This is a genomic window from Streptomyces capoamus (assembly GCF_014654935.1).
Classification (GTDB): Bacteria; Actinomycetota; Actinomycetes; order Streptomycetales; family Streptomycetaceae; genus Streptomyces; species Streptomyces capoamus.
The window spans coordinates 10,881-29,004 of sequence record NZ_BNBF01000019.1; the positions used below are offsets into that span (position 1 = coordinate 10,881).

Genomic DNA, 18,124 nt, shown 5'->3' on the forward strand with positions numbered 1-18,124 from the left:
CATCCACAGCACCGCCGAGGCGACGATCGTGCAGATCCCGAACGCGATGGAGAGCAGGAAGCTGACCTTCATCACCGACCACGGGTCGGCCTTGGCCACCCGCAGCCGCGCCTTGCGGGTCCGCGGCGCCGTGCGCACCCCGGTGCGCGGCTTGCGCACCGCACCCGCCGGAACCTGCGCCGGATAGGCCTGCGGCGGGTGGTAGGGCCCGTCGGCCTGCTCCGAGCGCCGCTCACCGGGCAGCGGCGACGCCGGCCGCGCCTCACCGGCCGCGCCCGCACCTCGGGTGTCCGTCACGGTTCCCCCCTTCGGCTCCTGCTGGGATTCCTGCGTGCCGGAGGACTCCGCCACGGAAGCCTTCACCGGCTTCAGGTCGGTCGTGTGCGGATCGCTCGCGCTCCCCGCACGCGCGGCGGAGCCACGGCCGCCGCCGTCCGTTTCCGTACCCCTGGAGGTACCGGTCGATCCGGCGCCCGTGGCTCCGCTCACGATGACTCACTCCTCGTGCTACTCGGCCGAGGGTGCCTCACCCTCGTCCGTGCCGGCGGTCGCGGCACCTTCGGCGGTCTCGTCCACGGCCACGTCGCCGTCGACTTCCTCCGCCTCGCGCCCGGCCTCGGCGTTACGTGCGATACCGACGACGGCATCGCGCTTGCCCAGGTTGATCAGTTGGACGCCCATGGTGTCACGGCCCGTCTCCCTGACCTCGCTGACTCGCGTACGAATCACACCGCCGGAGAGGGTGATCGCGAGGATCTCGTCGTTCTCCTCGACAATCAGCGCGCCGACGAGCGAACCACGGTCCTCCACGATCTTGGCGGCCTTGATGCCGAGGCCGCCGCGGCCCTGGACGCGGTACTCGTCGACGGCGGTCCGCTTCGCGTACCCACCGTCGGTGGCAGTGAACACGAACGTACCGGGTCGCACCACATTCATCGAGAGAAGCTCGTCGCCCTCCCGGAAACTCATCCCCTTGACACCGGAGGTCGCGCGGCCCATCGGACGCAGGGAGTCGTCGGAGGCGGTGAACCGGATCGACTGCGCCTTCCTGCTGACCAGCAGCAGGTCGTCGTCGGCCGAGACCAGCTCGGCGCCGATCAGCTCGTCGTCCGAACCTTCCTCGCGCTCGCGCAGGTTGATCGCGATGACGCCGCCGGAGCGGGGCGAATCGTAATCCTTCAGTGGCGTCTTCTTGACCAGGCCGGACTTGGTGGCCAGCACCAGGTACGGCGCCGCCTCGTAGTCCCGGATGGCCAGGATCTCGGCGATCGCCTCGTCCGGCTGGAAGGCGAGCAGGTTCGCCACGTGCTGGCCGCGCGCGTCCCGGCCGGCCTCCGGCAGCTCGTACGCCTTCGCCCGGTACACCCGGCCCTTGTTCGTGAAGAACAGCAGCCAGTGGTGCGTGGTGGAGACGAAGAAGTGGTCGACGATGTCGTCTTCCTTCAGCTTCGCGCCGCGCACGCCCTTGCCGCCGCGCTTCTGCGCCCGGTAGTCGTCCGTCTTCGTCCGCTTGACGTAGCCGCCGCGCGTGACGGTGACGACGATGTCCTCCTCGGCGATCAGGTCCTCGATGGACATGTCGCCCTCGTACGGGATCAGCTTGGTCTTGCGGTCGTCGCCGTACTTCTCGACGATCGCGGCCAGCTCTTCGCTGACGATCCCGCGCTGACGGACCGGCGAGGCGAGGATCTCGTTGTACTGGTTGATCTTCGCCTGCAGTTCGTCGTGCTCCTGGACGATCTTCTGCCGCTCCAGGGCCGCCAGCCGCCGCAGCTGCATCTCCAGGATGGCGTTCGCCTGGATCTCGTCGATCTCCAGCAGGTCCATCAGGCCCGTGCGGGCGACGTCGACCGTCTCACTGCGCCGGATCAGCGCGATGACCTCGTCGATGGCGTCCAGGGCCTTCAGCAGACCGCGCAGGATGTGGGCGCGCTCCTCGGCCTTGCGCAGCCGGAACTTCGTGCGGCGGACGATGACCTCGATCTGGTGCGTCACCCAGTGCCGGATGAACGCGTCCAGGGACAGCGTGCGCGGCACACCGTCGACCAGCGCCAGCATGTTCGCGCCGAAGTTGGTCTGCAGGTCGGTGTGCTTGTACAGGTTGTTCAGCACGACCTTGGCGACCGCGTCCCGCTTGAGGACGATCACCAGGCGCTGGCCCGTACGGGACGACGTCTCGTCGCGGACGTCCGCGATGCCGCCGATCTTGCCGTCCTTCACCAGGTCGGCGATCTTCTGCGCCAGGTTGTCCGGGTTCACCTGGTACGGCAGCTCGGTCACCACCAGGCACTGCCGGCCCTGGATCTCCTCGACCTCGACCACCGCGCGCATCGTGATGGAGCCCCGCCCGGTGCGGTACGCCTCCTCGATGCCCTTGCGGCCCACGACCAGCGCGCCGGTCGGGAAGTCCGGGCCCTTGATGCGCTCCATGAGCGCGTCCAGCAGCTCCTCGTGCGAGACCTCGGGGTTCTCCAGGTACCACTGGGCGCCGGCCGCGACCTCGCGCAGGTTGTGCGGCGGGATGTTGGTGGCCATGCCGACCGCGATGCCGGCGGAGCCGTTGATCAGCAGGTTCGGGAAGCGGGCCGGCAGGACGGTCGGCTCCTGGGAGCGGCCGTCGTAGTTGTCCGTGAAGTCGACGGTCTCCTCGTCGATGTCCCGGACCATCTCCATCGACAGCGGCGCCATCTTGCACTCGGTGTAGCGCATGGCCGCCGCCGGGTCGTTGCCCGGCGAGCCGAAGTTGCCGTTGGAGTCGACCAGCGGCATCCGCATCGACCACGGCTGGGCGAGGCGCACCAGCGCGTCGTAGATGGAGGAGTCGCCGTGCGGGTGGTAGTTGCCCATGACGTCGCCGACGACACGGGCGCACTTGTAGAAACCGCGCTCGGGGCGGTAGCCGCCGTCGTACATCGCGTACAGCACGCGGCGGTGGACGGGCTTGAGACCGTCACGGACGTCGGGCAGCGCACGGGACACGATGACGGACATCGCGTAGTCCAGGTACGAGCGCTGCATCTCCGTCTCGAGCCCGACGGGCTCGACACGCATCACGAGCTCGCCGCCCTCTTCAGGCGTCACGGGGGTGTTCTCGTCGGCCATTGCTGGTGAAGATCCTTCCTGGTGCGGTCAGCTGAGACCGACTCAGATGTCGAGGAAGCGGACGTCCTTGGCGTTGCGCTGGATGAACGCGCGGCGGGCCTCGACGTCCTCGCCCATGAGGACCGAGAACAGGTCGTCGGCCTGGGCGGCGTCGTCGAGGGTGACCTGGCCGAGGACCCGGTGCTCCTGGTCCATCGTGGTCACGCGCAGCTCCTCGGCGTTCATCTCGCCGAGGCCCTTGAAGCGCTGGATCGAGTCCTCGCGGACGCGCTTGCCGCGCTGACGGCCCATCTCGATCAGCGCGTCGCGCTCACGGTCCGAGTAGGCGTACTCGACGTCGTCCCGGCCCCACTTGATCTTGTAGAGCGGGGGACGGGACAGGTACACGTGCCCGGCCTCGACCAGCGGCCGCATGAAGCGGAACAGGAAGGTCAGCAGCAGGGTGCTGATGTGCTGGCCGTCGACGTCGGCGTCCGCCATCAGGATGATCTTGTGGTAGCGCAGCTTCTCGATGTCGAAGTCCTCGTGCACACCCGTGCCGAAGGCCGAGATCAGCGCCTGGATCTCCTGGTTCTGCAGGATCTTGTCGATCCTGGCCTTCTCCACGTTCAGGATCTTGCCGCGGATCGGGAGGATCGCCTGGTACTGCGGGTTGCGGCCGGACTTCGCCGAGCCGCCGGCGGAGTCACCCTCGACGATGAAGATCTCGCACTTGGTGGGGTCGTTGGACTGGCAGTCCGACAGCTTGCCCGGCAGGGACGCCGACTCCAGCAGGCCCTTGCGGCGCGTCAGGTCGCGCGCCTTGCGGGCCGCGACGCGCGCGGTGGCCGCCTGGATGCCCTTGCGGACGATGTCCGCGGCCTCCACCGGATTGCGGTCCAGCCAGTCGTTGAGGTGCTCGTAGACCGCCTTCTGCACGAAGGTCTTGGCCTCCGTGTTGCCCAGCTTGGTCTTCGTCTGACCCTCGAACTGCGGCTCGCTCAGCTTGACCGAGATGATCGCGGTCAGGCCCTCGCGGATGTCGTCGCCGGTGAGGTTGTCGTCCTTCTCCCGGAGCAGCTTCTTGTCGCGCGCGTACTTGTTGATCAGGGAGGTCAGCGCGGCCCGGAAGCCCTCCTCGTGCGTACCGCCCTCGTGGGTGTGGATGATGTTCGCGAAGGAGTACACGCCCTCGCTGTAGCCGCTGTTCCACTGCATCGCGACCTCGAGGGACAGGCTCTTGTCCTTGTCCTCGCCCTCCAGCGCGATGACCGTGGGGTGCACCGCCTCGCCCTTGCGGGAGTTGAGGTACTTCACGAAGTCGACGATGCCGCCCTCGTAGTGGTACGTGACGGTCTTGACCTCGGCCTTCTCGTCCGCACCGGCCTCGTCCGCCCCGGTGACGGCCTTCGCCGACTCGCGCTCGTCGGTGAGCCGGATCGTCAGGCCCTTGTTGAGGAACGCCATCTCCTGGAAACGCCGCGACAGCGTCTCGAAGGAGTACTCGGTGGTCTCGAAGATGTCCGGGTCCGCCCAGAAGGTGACCGACGTGCCGGTCTCCTCCGTGGCCTCGTGCCGGGCCAGCGGCGCCGTCGGAACGCCCATCTTGTAGTCCTGCGTCCAGCGGTGGCCGTCGGTCCTGACCTCGACGGAGACCTTGGACGACAGCGCGTTCACCACGGACACGCCGACACCGTGCAGACCGCCGGAGACGGCGTACCCGCCGCCGCCGAACTTGCCGCCCGCGTGCAGCACGGTCAGCACGACCTCGAGGGCCGGCTTGCCCTCGGAGGGCACGATGCCCACCGGGATGCCACGGCCGTTGTCGACGACGCGCACACCGCCGTCGGCGAGGATCGTCACGTCGATGGTGTCGGCGTAACCGGCCAGCGCCTCGTCGACGGAGTTGTCGACGACCTCGTACACCAGGTGGTGCAGACCGCGCTCGCCCGTGGAGCCGATGTACATGCCGGGCCGCTTGCGGACCGCGTCCAGCCCTTCGAGCACGGTGATGGCGCTGGCGTCGTAGGAGGCGGAGGCCCCGCCGGATGCGGCGGCCTCGGCGCTCACGCCGGCGTCGGTGGACGGGATGTTCTCGTTGGGGTTGCCGGAATCGGCCACGAAGCGCCCTTTCTGGCACAGCACGAGCCGGGCTCGTCGGCGGATTGCCGGAGCGGCTGCGGCATGTTGCGTTGGTAAGCCTTGATCAGCGTTGCTCAGCGTTTCCCGGGCGGTCCCCACGTTGGGGCGGGATTGTCTTCCAGTCTACCGGTAGCACTGACATCGATGGGGGTTTGCCGGTACCTGAGTCCCCATGTGCCGCCCTCAACCGGTCTCGGCCGGGTCCCGATATGCGGAAGGGGGCTCCGAGGGGCTCACAGCGGCACTCAGCGCTTCGAGCCGTCAACCCTTGGCTACTGGGGGGTCAGCAGGCGGTCCGCGGCCGGTCGGGGCACGGTCCGGCGGTGATCGGCGCCGGTGCGCACGGGTACCGAAGCCCGCCGGGATCACCGCCCGACGTGAGGTAGATCACCCGTACGTATTGCCGGGACCGGTGCTGCCCGGGGCCCGCAGCGGGCCGTAGCGACGGGCCGGACCGCCCGGGTTGAGCACCTTGATGATCCGCACGCTGCCGTGCCCGAGATCCTCGTTGATCCGCGCCACCAGCGTCGGCGCGAGCACCCGCAGCTGGGTCGCCCAGGCCGTCGAGTCGCAGCTCACGGTCAGCACCCGCTCGTCCTCGTCGTACCGCTGCGGCACACAGTGCTTGGCCAGGTCCTCGCCGACGATCTGCGGCCAGCGGCCCATCACCCCGCCCACCGCGGCCGGCGCCTCCCAGCCGCGCTCGGTGATCAGCCGGTTGATCGCCGCGCCCAGCGCCATCGGATCACGGCCGTCGGCGCCCGCCCCGGAGCGCAGACCGCCGCCCCGCCGCGCCTGCTTACGCTGCCGCGCCGCGTCCCCGCGCGCGCGTGCCTGCTCCTTCGCCGCCCGCAGCGCCACGCGCGCGAGGTCGACACCGGAGGGCTCGTCCCCCTTCGCCGCCCCGGCCGCCTTCCGCGCGGGGTCCTCGCCACTCATACGCGCTCCACCGTGCCGTCCGCGACCGCGTACCGGGCGCCGGCCAGCACCTGCGGCACGTCGTCGTCCACGGCCGCGGTGACCAGCACCTGCTCGCCGGGCGCGACCAGCTCCGCCAGCCGCTCCCGGCGGCGGGCGTCCAGCTCGGCGAAGACGTCGTCCAGGATCAGCACCGGCTCGTTGCCCTCGGCGCGCAGCAGGTCGTACGAGGCCAGCCGCAGGGCCAGCGCGTAGGACCAGGACTCCCCGTGCGAGGCGTACCCCTTCGCGGGCAGCTGGCCGAGCTTGAGGAGCAGATCGTCCCGGTGCGGTCCGACGAGGGTGACACCCCGCTCGATCTCCTGCTTGCGGGCCCCGGCCAGCGCCGCCGTCAGCTGCTCGTACAGCTCCTCGCGCGTGTGCCCCTCGCCGGGGGCCGACGGCTTGTACTCCAGCGCGACCGGCCCGCCGCCTGGGGCCAGCTGCTCGTACGCCTTGTCGGCCAGCGGCTGCAGCGCGGCGACGAGGTCGAGCCGCTGCGCGAGCAGCTCGGCCCCCGCGCGCGCCAGGTGCTGGTCCCAGACGTCCAGCGTGGACAGGTCCGTCCCCGGGCCCGCATCCGCCCGCCCGGCAGGTGCCCCCCTGCGCCCGCCGTGCCTGCGGGCCAGCGCGGCCGTCTTCAGCAGGGTGTTGCGCTGCTTGAGCACCCGCTCGTAGTCGGAGCGCACGCCCGCCATCCGCGGGGACCGCGCGGTGATCAGTTCGTCCAGGAACCGCCGCCGCTCGCCCGGGTCACCCTTGACGAGGGCGAGGTCCTCGGGCGCGAACAGCACGGTCCGTACGATCCCCAGCACATCCCGCGGCCTGACCTGCGAGGAGCGGTTGATGCGGGCGCGGTTGGCCCGGCCCGGGTTCAGCTCCAGCTCGATCAGCTGCTGTCGGTCGCCCTGCCGGACCTGCGCCCGCACGATCGCCCGCTCGGCGCCCATGCGCACCAGGGGGGCGTCGGAGGCGACCCGGTGGCTGCCGAGCGTCGCCAGATAGCCGACCGCCTCCACCAGATTGGTCTTGCCCTGCCCGTTGGGGCCGACGAAGGCGGTGACGCCCGGGTCGAGCGGAACCTCGGCCCGGGCGTACGAGCGGAAGTCGGCCAGCGAAAGATGCGTGACGTGCATGGTCGTCCGCCGACCTCCCTGCTTGTCTCCGGCCTGCTGCCGCGGCCTACTTCTTCTCTACGGCGTGCCCGCCGAACTGGTTGCGCAGCGCGGCGATCATCTTCATCTGCGGCGAGTCGTCCTGGCGCGAGGCGAACCGCGCGAACAGCGACGCGGTGATCGCCGGCAGCGGCACCGCGTTGTCGATGGCGGCCTCCACCGTCCAGCGTCCCTCGCCGGAGTCCTGTGCGTAACCGCGCAGGCCCTCCAGGTGCTCGTCCTCGTCGAGGGCGTTCACGGCGAGGTCCAGCAGCCAGGACCGGATGACCGTGCCCTCCTGCCAGGACCGGAACACCTCACGGACGTCCGTGACGGAGTCGACCTTCTCCAGCAGCTCCCAGCCCTCGGCGTAGGCCTGCATCATGGCGTACTCGATGCCGTTGTGGACCATCTTCGCGAAGTGGCCCGCACCGACCTTGCCCGCGTGCACCGCACCGAAGTCGCCCTCCGGCTTCAGCGCGTCGAAGACCGGCTGCACCTTGGCCACGTGCTCGGCGTCGCCGCCGTACATCAGCGCGTACCCGTTCTCCAGGCCCCAGACGCCGCCGGAGACACCGCAGTCCACGAAGCCTATGCCCTTGGCGGCCAGCTCCTCGGCGTGCCGCTCGTCGTCCGTCCAGCGGGAGTTGCCGCCGTCCACGACCACATCGCCGGGTTCCAGCAGCTCGGCGAGCCGGTCGACGGTCGACTGGGTGGCCTCGCCTGCCGGAACCATCACCCAGACCACGCGCGGGCCGCTGAGTTTGCCCACAAGCTCTTCCAGGCTGTGGACATCCGCGACATCCGCGTTGCGGTCGTATCCGACGACGGTGTGGCCCGCGCGGCGGATCCGCTCGCGCATGTTGCCGCCCATCTTGCCGAGGCCGACGAGACCGAGCTCCATCAGTTGTGTTCCTTAGGTCGCTGTGTGGCGTATGGGGCACCTTCGTGCCGAGCCGAGCCTAGACCCGACCCCTTCCGCACAGTTGTGGGCATACGCGCTCACCTGCGGAAACCCAGGGCACCCCACCTGCCTGGCCACGGTGCGGGTACCCACAGGGGGCCCCGGCACCGTGCACAGCTGTGGACGGCCGCGACGGCGGTCAGCCGCTGAGCCGCACCGGCATGATCAGGTACTTGTACGCGTCGTCGGCCTCGGCGTCCACCGCCGGCTTGCCGCTCAGCAGCGCCGGCTTGGTGGACGTCGTGAACGACAGCTGCGCCACCGGCGAGTCGATCGCGCTCAGGCCGTCCAGCAGGAACGTCGGGTTGAAGGCGATCGAGATGTCGTCGCCCTCCAGCTGCGCGTCGACCCTTTCCACAGCCTGTGCGTCGTCGCTCGACCCGGCCTCCAGGATCAGCACGCCCTGCTCGAAGCTCAGCCGGACCGGCGTGTTCCGCTCGGCCACCAGCGCCACACGCTTGACGGCCTCGACGAACGGCGCGGTCTCGATCACGGCGACGGAGTTGAACTCGGTCGGGAACAGCGTCCGGTACTTCGGCAGGTCGCCCTCGAGCAGCCGCGTGGTCGTACGGCGGCCCGCGCCCTCGAAGCCGATCAGGCCCTCACCGGCACCGGAGCCCGACAGCGCCAGCGTGACGCTGTCCCCGGCGCCCAGCGCCTTCGCGGTGTCCAGCAGCGTCTTGGCGGGGACCAGGGCGACGGCGGAGGCGTCCGGGTTCTCCGGCTTCCACAGGAACTCGCGGACCGCGAAGCGGTAGCGGTCGGTGGAGGCCAGGGTGACCGTGTCGCCCTCGATCTCGATGCGCACACCGGTGAGCACCGGGAGGGTGTCGTCACGGCCGGCCGCGATGGCCACCTGGGAGACGGCGGCGGCGAAGACCTCGCCGGGGACGGTGCCGGTCGCGTTCGGCATCTGCGGCAGCGCCGGGTACTCCTCCACCGGCAGGGTGTGCAGGGTGAACCGGGAGGATCCACAGACCACGGTCGCCCGTACACCGTCTGTGGAAATCTCCACCGGCCGGTTGGGCAGCGCGCGGGAGATGTCGGCGAGCAGGCGGCCGGAGACGAGGACCGTGCCCTCCTCCTCGACCTCCGCCTCGACGTGGACCCGCGCGGAGACCTCGTAGTCGAAGCTCGACAGGCTCAGCTGGCCGTCCTCGGCCTTCAGCAGCAGGCCGGCGAGGACAGGCGCCGGCGGACGGGCCGGGAGGCTGCGTGCAGCCCACGCCACTGCCTCCGCGAGTACGTCGCGTTCCACCCGGATCTTCACCGTAAGCCGCCTCCTGCTGTTGCTACTGAGTCCTCCGACTCGGTGTCACCGCCCACTGCGGAGGGAAGGACACCGGGGACCAGTCTGACGCACCCCACTGACAGTAGGTGCCCGTCGGGGTCAAGTCGGTCCGGGCGGCAGCCGGGCTCGAGACGGCGAGTTGTGCACAGCCCCCGCTTCAAAGCGATTGCCGGACTCTCTCTAGTCGGGAGTAGTAGTAGGGCCTGTGGATACCGTGGATAACCCCGTTTGCCCAGCTCAGCGTAGGTTTTTTATCCACCGGCCCTGTGGGTGGAGGCAGTGGACAACCGGGGCGGTCTGTGGAGAACAAAAAGTTCTGCACACGTCGCCCACAGGCCGAGGGCAGTTCTCCCCAGCTGTGTCCCCAGGAATACCCACGTTACCCACACCCCAAGCCGGCAGCTTCCTGTGACGCCTTTCACTCGACGCGGTGACGGGGTGCGCCGCGTTGCCGAACAGTGGACAGCGCTGTGGAGAAGCTGGGGATCGCTGGGGACAACCGCCCCCAGGCTGTGGGCGGCCGGTGGACAACCCCGTGCACAGGCTGTGGACCCGCCGGTTGTCCACAGCCTGTGGAGATCCTTTGTCCACGATTCCACAGGCCCCTGAGCTGGGCGTAGGCCGTGGGACCAGCTTCCCTGTGGACACAGTTCGGGACAACTCCGCAGTCCCCAGGATGTGGACGGAAGAAAGTCACCGAATCTGTGGAGAGCGGCCGTAACCCGGCAATTAATCGAACACCGGTTGGCGAACGAGGAACACCGGTCGAGCCGCCCGGAGGCGGCGCGCCTGTCGCCGGGAGGCCGCTCGGAAGCTGATCCCGGGCCGCCGCCAGGCGCGCGAGGCCGCTCTGAGTCGCTCGGGATCGCCGGAGCACTCGTAAGCCACTCGGCCCGGCCCGGTCCGGTCCGGCCCGGCCCGGCCCGGTCCGGTCCGGCCCGGCCCGGTCCGGTCCGGCCCGGCCCGGGCCGGGCCGGGCCGGACCGCGCCGGCCGAGGCCCTGTTGCGCCCAGCGGCGCCCGCCACCCTCCCGCCCGGCGCTCGGCAGCCCCCGGCCCGGCGCGTCCGGCACACGCGAAAAGGGCGCCCCCGGGAACACGTGTCCCCAGGGGCGCCCTCGGGCGCCGTACGGCCGGCGTCAGCCGTTCTTGATGCGGTTGGTCAGCTCGGTGACCTGGTTGTAGATCGAGCGCCGCTCGGCCATCAGCGCACGGATCTTGCGGTCGGCGTGCATGACGGTCGTGTGGTCGCGGCCGCCGAACTGCGCGCCGATCTTCGGCAGCGACAGATCCGTCAGCTCCCGGCACAGGTACATCGCGATCTGCCGGGCGGTGACCAGCTGACGGCCGCGCGAGCTGCCGCACAGGTCCTCGACCGTGAGCCCGAAGTAGTCCGCGGTCGCCGCCATGATGGCCGGCGCCGTGATCTCCGGCGTCGAGTCCTCCCCGCCCGGGATCAGGTCCTTCAGGACGATCTCGGTCAGGCCCAGGTCCACCGGCTGCCGGTTGAGCGAGGCGAACGCCGTCACCCGGATCAGCGCACCCTCCAGCTCCCGGATGTTCCGCGAGATCCGGGAGGCGATGAACTCCAGCACCTCCGGCGGGGCGTTGAGCTGCTCCTGGACCGCCTTCTTCCGGAGGATCGCGATGCGCGTCTCCAGCTCCGGCGGCTGGACGTCGGTGATCAGGCCCCACTCGAAGCGGTTCCGCAGCCGGTCCTCCAGCGTGACCAGCTGCTTGGGCGGCCGGTCGCTGGAGAGCACGATCTGCTTGTTGGCGTTGTGGAGCGTGTTGAAGGTGTGGAAGAACTCCTCCTGCGTCGACTCCTTGTCCGCCAGGAACTGGATGTCGTCGACGAGCAGGATGTCCATCTCGCGGTAGCGCTTGCGGAAGCTGTCGCCCTTGCCGTCGCGGATGGAGTTGATGAACTCGTTGGTGAACTCCTCCGAGCTGACGTACCGCACGCGGGTGCCCGGGTAGAGGCTGCGCGCGTAGTGCCCGATCGCGTGCAGCAGGTGCGTCTTGCCGAGGCCCGACTCCCCGTAGATGAACAGGGGGTTGTACGCCTTCGCGGGCGCCTCGGCGACCGCGACCGCCGCCGCGTGCGCGAAGCGGTTGGATGCGCCGATGACGAACGTGTCGAAGAGGTACTTCGGGTTCAGCCGCGCGGTCGGCTCGCCGGGGCCGCTCGCCGGTGCCGCCGCGGCCGACGGACCGGGGACCCCCGCGGAGGACACCTCGGGGCGGCCGGGGCCACCGCGGTGCGCAGGCGGCTCGGCCGGCTCCCGGCGCACCGGGTCCCGCTGGTCGTACTCGGTCCGCGACGGCTCGTACTCGCCGCGCCCGGTCTCGTAGTCCCCGCGCCCCCTGTCGTAGTCTCCGCGGGACGGCTCGTACTCCGCGCGCGGGGAGTCGTACTCGCCGCGCTGCTGCTCGTACGACGGCCGGTCCCCGCCCTGCGGGCGGTAGTCCTGGGAGCCGTACGCGTCGGCACCCGGGCCGTAGCCGTCCTGGGACGACGGCGAGGCGTACGGGTCCCGCTCCGGGAAGCCGAGGCGGGGCTGCTGCCAGCCGTAGTCGTCCTGCCCGTGACGCGGCCAGGCGCCGGGCTCGGGGCGGTGGTACTCGGACGGGTAGGCCGGGCGGACGGTCGGGAGCTGGTCCGGGCGGGCCGGCGGGTGCTCGGTCCGCGGCTCGGTGCCCGGCAGCTGCTCGGCACCACCGCGGTGGCGGCCGTAGCCCTCGTACGGTCCGGAGGGCAGTTCCGGCTCCTCGTAGCGCGGCTTCGGGGGCTGCTGGGCCGGGGGCGCCGCCGGGGCCGGCGGTTCGCCCGCCGAGTCGTCCACGGTGATCGCGATCCGGATCGGACGGCCGCACTCACGGCTCAGGGTCTCGCTGACGATCGGCGCGAGACGGCCCTCCAGTACGTTCTTCGCGAATTCGTTCGGCACGGCGAGCAGGGCGGTGTCCGCGACCAGCGCGAGCGGCTGGCAGCGGCGGATCCAGTGCTCGTCCTTCGTCTCCACCCCCTGCCCGCGGCCCTCGCCGAGGAGCTGCTCCAGTACGCGTGGCCACACTGCGGCAAGATCGGCAGGTACGTCAGCCACAGGGCACGCTCTCTCACGAGTCCCACGAACGTGTGGTTCGGGGACGGGTCGGGTTGGGATCCGGGTGGGTGGTCGGGGTGGTCCCGCTCGGGCCGGGACAGGGGAACGCATCGGAGTCCAGCCACGGTAGTCAGCCCGGCGGGTACGGTTCAAGTTGTTGTCCCCAGGCTGTGGACAGTGTCTCCCGGCGGCCCCCGGTTTGACCGAATGGCGCAGCCCCGCGTACCGTAACCAGGTCGAGTTGTCGATGGCTGCTGCCGCCTGCCTCCGATGGGCACAGATCACTTCGGGTGATCGGGAAGCGGTGCACTCGGGCGTGAAGCGAGCTACTCGTGGGCGCACGGTGACAGCCAGGACGGCACCCCGCCACTACCGATTTCTTCTGGAGCCCCCGAGTGAGCAAGCGCACCTTCCAGCCGAACAACCGTCGTCGCGCGAAGACCCACGGCTTCCGCCTGCGTATGCGCACCCGTGCCGGCCGCGCGATCCTCGCGTCCCGCCGTAGCAAGGGTCGCGCCAGCCTGTCCGCCTGATCCCGATCAGGTCATGACGTCGTGCTGCCCACCGAGAACCGGCTGAGGCGGCGCGAGGACTTCGCGACCGCGGTACGACGGGGTCGTCGGGCCGGACGCCCGACTCTCGTCGTCCACCTTCGTAGCGGTGCCACGGACCCGCACGCGCCTGGGGAGAGCGCTCCCCCGACGCGTGCGGGTTTCGTCGTGAGCAAGGCTGTGGGTGGTGCGGTCGTGCGCAACACAGTGAAGCGCAGACTGCGCCATCTGATGCGTGACCGAGTCGCCCTGTTCCCCCCCGGTAGCCTGGTAGTCGTACGAGCGCTGCCCGGAGCGGGCGACGCAGACCACGCACAGCTGGCCCGAGACCTGGACGCCGCCCTGCAGCGGCTACTGGGAGGGGGCGCGCGATGAAGTACCCGCTACTGGCTCTGATCAAGCTGTACCAGTGGACGATCAGTCCACTGCTGGGGCCGGTGTGCAAGTACTACCCGTCGTGCTCCCACTACGGATACACCGCCATCGACCGGCACGGTGCGATCAAGGGAACGGCACTCACCGCCTGGCGCATCCTCCGGTGCAATCCGTGGTCGCCCGGCGGTGTGGACCATGTTCCGCCGCGTAAGCGCCCGCGGTGGCACGAACTGCTGCGCAACGCGTGGCGCGCACGCAAGGCGGGGCCCTCCGCCGCCGAACCGGCCATCGAAGCGAAGCTCGTTCCCGAGTCTCCTTCGAGCCCGGCCGCAGAGACCTCGTCCCATGCCCAAGGAGCATGATTAGTGGACACGATTGCCAGCCTCTTCAGCTTCATCACGACACCCGTCTCCTGGGTCATCGTCCAGTTCCACAAGGTGTACGGCGCGCTCTTCGGCCCCAACACCGGATGGGCCTGGGGCCTGTCCATCGTGTCCCTGGTGATCCTGATCCGCATCTGCCTGATCCCGCTCTTCGTGAAGCAGATCAAGTCGACGCGCGCGATGCAGACGCTCCAGCCGGAGATGAAGAAGATCCAGGAGCGCTACAAGAACGACCGGCAGCGCCAGTCGGAAGAGATGATGAAGCTGTACAAGGAGACGGGTACCAACCCGCTCTCCTCGTGCCTTCCCATCCTGGCGCAGTCCCCGTTCTTCTTCGCCCTGTACCACGTGCTCAACGGCATCGCGACGGGTAAGACCATCGGCGTCATCAACGAGCCGCTGCTCGCCAGCGCCCGTAAGGCGCACATCTTCGGTGCCCCGCTCGCCGCCAAGTTCATGGACAGCTCGGACAAGGTCGAGGCGCTGGGCGCCACGCTGACCGACGTCCGGGTCGTGACCGCGGTCATGATCGTCCTGATGTCGTTCTCGCAGTTCTACACGCAGCGCCAGCTGATGACGAAGAACGTCGACACGACGGTCAAGACGCCGTTCATGCAGCAGCAGAAGATGCTGATGTACGTCTTCCCGGTGATGTTCGCCGTCTTCGGCATCAACTTCCCGGTCGGTGTCCTCGTCTACTGGCTGACCACCAACGTGTGGACCATGGGCCAGCAGATGTACGTCATCCGCAACAACCCGACCCCGGGTTCCAAGGCCCAGGCCGCCTACCTGGAGCGCCTGACCAAGCACGTCACGCAGCACGGCAAGGTCCGCCGGCGCAGCGAGAAGGTCATCGTCAAGGCGATCGTCGCCAAGGGCCGCGACCGCAACGAGTTCGAGCGCAAGTTCATCAACGCGCTGAACAAGGCCGGTCTCGCCGCCCAGCCCGACGGCACGGTGATGCAGAGCACCGCCCAGGCCGCGGCACAGAGCGAGGACGGCGCGGTCGCCGGCACGACCACGGCCACCGCCGCCCGGCGCCAGCAGCCCAAGCGCCAGTCCAAGTCCCAGCGTCAGTCCGGTGTGGCCAAGCCGGCGGAGGACTCCCCGTCGCCGTCGCTGGAGAAGTCGGCGCCGCAGGACGCCAAGCCCGCTGCTGCCCAGCAGCCCCAGAAGCCCGGCTCCGGCACCCGCAGCAAGGCCCAGTCCGGCCAGCGCAAGGGTGGACCGCAGCGGCCCAAGTCCCCGTCCAAGAAGTAAGAAGGAGCCCATCCCGTGACGGAAGGCACCACCTCCGCCGCTGCCGAGGGTGCAGACACCCTCACCCGCCTGGAGCAGGAGGGTGAGATCGCGGCGGACTACCTGGAGGGTCTGCTGGACATCGCCGACCTCGACGGCGACATCGACATGGACGTCGAGGCCGACCGCGCCTCCGTGTCGATCATCAGCGACGCCGGCACTCGCGACCTGCAGAAGCTGGTCGGCAGGGACGGCGAGGTGCTGGAGGCGCTGCAGGAGCTGACGCGCCTGGCGGTGCACCGGGAGACCGGTGACCGCAGCCGGCTGATGCTGGACATCGCGGGGTACCGGGCCAAGAAGCGGTCCGAGCTGTCCGAGCTGGGCGCCAAGGCAGCCGCCGAGGTGAAGAGCACCGGCGAGCCCGTGAAGCTCAAGCCGATGACCCCGTTCGAGCGCAAGGTCGTGCACGACGCGATCAAGGCCGCGGGACTGCGCAGTGAGTCCGAGGGCGAGGAGCCCCAGCGCTTCGTCGTCGTGCTGCCCGCCTGATCGGCCCCCTCGTTTCACCGGCCCCGTCTGTTGAGCAGGCGGGGCCGAATTTTGTCAGCCTGGTAGTTCTGGTGGCCGGCGCGCGAAGCGCCGGCGCTGTACGGAAGGACGGTCCCCGTGACGGAGGCAGCGGAGCTTCCCCCCGCGCCCGAGCAGGCGCGGGAAGTGTTTGGTGATCGCTTCGCCGATGCGGTCCGCTACGCGGAGCTGCTCGCCGAGGCGGGCGTGCAGCGGGGCCTGATCGGCCCCAGAGAGGTGCCCCGCCTGTGGGAGCGGCACCTGCTGAACTGCGCGGTGCTCTCCGAGGCGGTCCCGGAGGGAGTGACGGTCTGCGACGTCGGTTCCGGGGCCGGGTTGCCGGGCATTCCGCTGGCCCTGGTCCGCGACGACCTGAACATCACCCTGCTGGAGCCTCTGCTGCGGCGCACCAACTTCCTGACGGAGGTCGTCGAACTGCTCGGCCTGGACCATGTGACCGTGGTGCGCGGTCGGGCCGAAGAGGTGTTGGGCAAGCTGCCGCCGGTCCATGTGGTGACGGCCCGTGCCGTGGCCCCGCTGGACCGTCTGGCCGCCTGGGGCATTCCGCTGCTGCGTCCGTACGGCGAGATGCTCGCTCTCAAGGGTGACACCGCCGAGGAGGAGCTGAAGGCCTCGGCCGCCGCCCTCAGCAAGCTCGGTGCCGTGGAGACGTCCATCCTCCATGTGGGCGAGGGCGTGGTCGACCCGCTGTCCACGGTGGTGCGGGTCGAGGTCGGGGAGAGCCCCGGTGGTGTGCGCTTCGCCGCGAAGCGGGCCAAGGCGGCCCGTACCGGGCGTACCCGTCGCCGTCGCTGATCCGTCCTGACGACGAGACGTACTCCACACAAGCTGCCTAACCTACGCAAGCCGGAGTGTCGCGGAGGTCCGGTCGCGGCTGCTGTGCATCGTGTTTCACGTGAAACGTCGCTCACTGCTGCACGGCATCATCAGTCGTGGCCGCGCTGCGGCCGAACCCCGCGACCGAAAGCCTCTCGGTGCCCTCCGAGAGGATCCCGTTTCCTCGGACACTCCGCCCCCCTCCAGGGGAACGGAGTTGTCCACAGAGGTGGATTTCTCCACAGAACACCAGGCCTCACTGGTTCACCACCCCGAAGACATGGGAGGCTCTGTTCATTGCGAGCCTGAAGTCGAGGAGAGTGAATCCGTGCGGTCCGACGCCAACATCGCGGGACCGATGACCGATCCGGTCCCCGGTCCCCGTACCGAGTCGATGGGGGCGGATGTTTCACGTGAAACACCGTCCCCGATGGACGACACTCCCATCGGCCGTGCGGCCCAACTGGCGGTGGAGGCTCTCGGCCGCGCCGGCGAAGGTCTGCCGCGACCGGAGCAGACCCGCATCATCGTGGTCGCCAACCAGAAGGGCGGCGTCGGCAAGACGACGACGACCGTCAACCTCGCCGCTTCGCTGGCTCTGCACGGTGGCCGGGTCCTGGTGATCGACCTCGACCCGCAGGGCAACGCCTCCACGGCTCTGGGGATCGACCACCACGCCGAAGTGCCCTCCATCTACGACGTCTTGGTCGAGAGCAGGCCGCTGGCCGAGGTCGTCCAGCCCGTGCCCGATGTGGAAGGTCTCTTCTGTGCTCCCGCAACCATCGATCTCGCCGGTGCGGAGATCGAGCTGGTGTCCCTGGTGGCCCGGGAGAGCCGGCTGCAGCGAGCCATCCAGGCGTACGAACAGCCGCTGGACTACATCCTCATCGACTGCCCGCCCTCGCTCGGCCTGCTGACGGTCAACGCGCTCGTCGCGGGTGCCGAGGTCCTCATCCCGATCCAGTGCGAGTACTACGCGCTGGAGGGCCTCGGTCAACTCCTGCGCAACGTCGACCTGGTGCGGGGGCACCTCAACCCCGACCTGCACGTGTCGACCATCCTGCTCACCATGTACGACGGCCGGACGCGCCTTGCCTCCCAGGTCGCGGACGAGGTGCGCACCCACTTCGGTGACGAGGTGCTGCGGACGAGCATCCCCCGCTCCGTCCGTATCTCCGAGGCGCCGAGTTACGGGCAGACGGTGCTGACTTACGATCCAGGATCGAGCGGCGCCCTCTCGTATCTTGAGGCGGCCCGAGAAATCGCGCTGAAGGGGGTCGGCATCAGCTATGACGCGAGCCAGGCCCACATCGGCGCCCAGAAAGACCCGAGCATGGTGGAGGGGATCCAGTGAGTGAGCGACGGAGGGGTCTGGGCCGTGGTCTCGGCGCACTGATCCCTGCTGCCCCGACCGAGAAGGCTCCGGCGCCGGCCGCGATGGGTGGCGGAGCATCCACCTCCCCCGCAGCCGTGCCGG

The 18,124-nt window shown here is 69.7% G+C and carries 15 protein-coding genes and 1 pseudogene; 8 read left to right on the forward strand and 8 right to left on the reverse strand.

Features of this window, described 5'->3' with window-relative positions; genetic code table 11:
• The 8 genes from IE312_RS41935 to dnaA form a co-directional block, all read right to left on the reverse strand.
• Nucleotides 1–489: DUF3566 domain-containing protein (locus IE312_RS41935; protein ID WP_229900469.1), on the reverse strand; the 489-nt coding region annotated here is incomplete at its 3' end.
• Nucleotides 490–507: 18 nt separating this feature from the next.
• On the reverse strand, nt 508–3,102 hold the full coding sequence (gene gyrA, locus IE312_RS26540) for a DNA gyrase subunit A (RefSeq protein ID WP_189984850.1): 2,595 nt from the start codon (nt 3,100–3,102) through the stop codon (nt 508–510).
• Nucleotides 3,103–3,144: 42 nt separating this feature from the next.
• A complete protein-coding gene (gene gyrB / locus IE312_RS26545; protein ID WP_189984851.1) occupies nt 3,145–5,226 on the reverse strand; it encodes a DNA topoisomerase (ATP-hydrolyzing) subunit B in 2,082 nt (693 codons plus the stop codon).
• Nucleotides 5,227–5,610: 384 nt separating this feature from the next.
• Nucleotides 5,611–6,162, reverse strand: a complete 552-nt coding sequence (locus IE312_RS26550) for a DciA family protein (RefSeq protein WP_189984852.1) — start codon at nt 6,160–6,162, stop codon at nt 5,611–5,613.
• Nucleotides 6,159–7,316: a DNA replication/repair protein RecF gene (gene recF / locus IE312_RS26555; protein WP_189984853.1), complete on the reverse strand. Its 1,158-nt coding sequence runs from the start codon at nt 7,314–7,316 to the stop codon at nt 6,159–6,161. The genes IE312_RS26550 and recF overlap by 4 nt, the downstream gene beginning before the upstream one ends.
• A gap of 46 nt (nt 7,317–7,362) precedes the next feature.
• Complete coding sequence (gene gnd / locus IE312_RS26560; RefSeq protein WP_189984854.1) at nt 7,363–8,238, reverse strand: phosphogluconate dehydrogenase (NAD(+)-dependent, decarboxylating); 876 nt, start codon at nt 8,236–8,238, stop codon at nt 7,363–7,365.
• Nucleotides 8,239–8,437: 199 nt separating this feature from the next.
• Entirely contained in the window at nt 8,438–9,568 is a 1,131-nt protein-coding gene (gene dnaN, locus IE312_RS26565; RefSeq protein WP_189984855.1) for a DNA polymerase III subunit beta, read from the reverse strand.
• Nucleotides 9,569–10,727: 1,159 nt separating this feature from the next.
• Entirely contained in the window at nt 10,728–12,695 is a 1,968-nt protein-coding gene (gene dnaA, locus IE312_RS26570; protein ID WP_189984856.1) for a chromosomal replication initiator protein DnaA, read from the reverse strand.
• Nucleotides 12,696–13,090: 395 nt separating this feature from the next.
• Here dnaA and rpmH point away from each other — a divergent pair, with 395 nt between their 5' ends.
• The 8 genes and pseudogenes from rpmH to IE312_RS41940 all read left to right on the forward strand — a co-directional run.
• Complete coding sequence (rpmH, locus tag IE312_RS26575; RefSeq protein ID WP_006348049.1) at nt 13,091–13,228, forward strand: 50S ribosomal protein L34; 138 nt, start codon at nt 13,091–13,093, stop codon at nt 13,226–13,228.
• A gap of 21 nt (nt 13,229–13,249) precedes the next feature.
• Nucleotides 13,250–13,621, forward strand: a complete 372-nt coding sequence (gene rnpA / locus IE312_RS26580; protein WP_078611778.1) for a ribonuclease P protein component — start codon at nt 13,250–13,252, stop codon at nt 13,619–13,621.
• Nucleotides 13,618–13,983, forward strand: coding sequence for a membrane protein insertion efficiency factor YidD (gene yidD / locus IE312_RS26585; RefSeq protein WP_189984857.1), 366 nt, complete (start codon nt 13,618–13,620; stop codon nt 13,981–13,983). Before rnpA ends, yidD begins: the two co-directional genes overlap by 4 nt.
• 3 nt (nt 13,984–13,986) lie before the next feature.
• On the forward strand, nt 13,987–15,264 hold the full coding sequence (gene yidC, locus IE312_RS26590) for a membrane protein insertase YidC (RefSeq protein WP_189984858.1): 1,278 nt from the start codon (nt 13,987–13,989) through the stop codon (nt 15,262–15,264).
• Between the two features lie 15 nt (nt 15,265–15,279).
• Entirely contained in the window at nt 15,280–15,792 is a 513-nt protein-coding gene (locus IE312_RS26595) for a Jag family protein (protein ID WP_189984859.1), read from the forward strand.
• 117 nt (nt 15,793–15,909) lie between these two features.
• Nucleotides 15,910–16,626: a 16S rRNA (guanine(527)-N(7))-methyltransferase RsmG gene (rsmG, locus tag IE312_RS26600; RefSeq protein WP_189984860.1), complete on the forward strand. Its 717-nt coding sequence runs from the start codon at nt 15,910–15,912 to the stop codon at nt 16,624–16,626.
• Nucleotides 16,627–16,927: 301 nt separating this feature from the next.
• Nucleotides 16,928–18,001 carry a ParA family protein gene (locus IE312_RS26605; protein WP_189984961.1) on the forward strand — a complete coding sequence of 358 codons (1,074 nt, stop codon included), beginning with the start codon at nt 16,928–16,930 and terminating at the stop codon, nt 17,999–18,001.
• Nucleotides 17,998–18,124, forward strand: a pseudogene (locus IE312_RS41940) (ParB/RepB/Spo0J family partition protein); the annotation flags it as partial. The gene IE312_RS26605 and the pseudogene IE312_RS41940, both read left to right, overlap by 4 nt.

What these genes read in the sequence shown, in the direction of transcription:
- gyrA (WP_189984850.1), bottom strand. Translation starts at nt 3,102, where the DNA reads ATGGCCGACGAGAACACCCCCGTGACGCCTGAAGAGGGCGGCGAGCTC.
- IE312_RS26550 (WP_189984852.1), bottom strand. Translation starts at nt 6,162, where the DNA reads ATGAGTGGCGAGGACCCCGCGCGGAAGGCGGCCGGGGCGGCGAAGGGG.
- recF (WP_189984853.1), bottom strand. Translation starts at nt 7,316, where the DNA reads ATGCACGTCACGCATCTTTCGCTGGCCGACTTCCGCTCGTACGCCCGG.
- gnd (WP_189984854.1), bottom strand. Translation starts at nt 8,238, where the DNA reads ATGGAGCTCGGTCTCGTCGGCCTCGGCAAGATGGGCGGCAACATGCGC.
- yidD (WP_189984857.1), top strand. Translation starts at nt 13,618, where the DNA reads ATGAAGTACCCGCTACTGGCTCTGATCAAGCTGTACCAGTGGACGATC.
- IE312_RS26605 (WP_189984961.1), top strand. Translation starts at nt 16,928, where the DNA reads ATGGGAGGCTCTGTTCATTGCGAGCCTGAAGTCGAGGAGAGTGAATCC.